This is a genomic window from Acinetobacter sp. YH12236 (assembly GCF_013417645.1).
In the GTDB taxonomy this organism is placed as follows: domain Bacteria; phylum Pseudomonadota; class Gammaproteobacteria; order Pseudomonadales; family Moraxellaceae; genus Acinetobacter.
In genome coordinates this window covers 1-1,210 of sequence record NZ_VPDM01000076.1, presented here as the reverse complement: position 1 = coordinate 1,210, position 1,210 = coordinate 1, and the positions used below count along the sequence as shown (strand labels likewise).

1 tRNA gene and 1 rRNA gene are annotated in these 1,210 nt (G+C 52.2%); both read right to left on the bottom strand.

From position 1 onward, the window contains the following. Positions 1-77 (bottom strand) — tRNA-Ile (locus FTV14_RS15875). 61 nt (positions 78-138) lie between these two features. Then, a 16S ribosomal RNA gene (locus tag FTV14_RS15870) occupies positions 139-1,210 on the bottom strand; the annotation flags it as partial.

Genomic DNA, 1,210 nt, shown 5'->3' with positions numbered 1-1,210 from the left:
TGGTGGGTCTGACAAGACTTGAACTTGTGACCCCACGCTTATCAAGCGTGTGCTCTAACCAACTGAGCTACAGACCCTCAGATACATCGTCATGAAGAACAACTTGTTGTGGATTCTTACCAATCGTCAATCTTTCGTTAAGGAGGTGATCCAGCCGCAGGTTCCCCTACGGCTACCTTGTTACGACTTCACCCCAGTCATCGGCCACACCGTGGTAAGCGTCCTCCCTAAGGTTAGACTACCTACTTCTGGTGCAACAAACTCCCATGGTGTGACGGGCGGTGTGTACAAGGCCCGGGAACGTATTCACCGCGGCATTCTGATCCGCGATTACTAGCGATTCCGACTTCACGCAGTCGAGTTGCAGACTGCGATCCGGACTACGATCGGCTTTTTGAGATTAGCATCTGCTCGCGCAGTAGCAACCCTTTGTACCGACCATTGTAGCACGTGTGTAGCCCTGGCCGTAAGGGCCATGATGACTTGACGTCGTCCCCGCCTTCCTCCAGTTTGTCACTGGCAGTATCCTTAAAGTTCCCACCCGAAGTGCTGGCAAATAAGGAAAAGGGTTGCGCTCGTTGCGGGACTTAACCCAACATCTCACGACACGAGCTGACGACAGCCATGCAGCACCTGTATCAGAGTTCCCGAAGGCACCAATCCATCTCTGGAAAGTTCTCTGTATGTCAAGGCCAGGTAAGGTTCTTCGCGTTGCATCGAATTAAACCACATGCTCCACCGCTTGTGCGGGCCCCCGTCAATTCATTTGAGTTTTAGTCTTGCGACCGTACTCCCCAGGCGGTCTACTTATCGCGTTAGCTGCGCCACTAAAGCCTCAAGGGCCCCAACGGCTAGTAGACATCGTTTACGGCATGGACTACCAGGGTATCTAATCCTGTTTGCTCCCCATGCTTTCGCACCTCAGTGTCAGTATTAGGCCAGATGGCTGCCTTCGCCATCGGTATTCCTCCAGATCTCTACGCATTTCACCGCTACACCTGGAATTCTACCATCCTCTCCCATACTCTAGCTAACCAGTATCGAATGCAATTCCCAAGTTAAGCTCGGGGATTTCACATTTGACTTAATTAGCCACCTACGCGCGCTTTACGCCCAGTAAATCCGATTAACGCTTGCACCCTCTGTATTACCGCGGCTGCTGGCACAGAGTTAGCCGGTGCTTATTCTGCGAGTAACGTCCACTTATCCC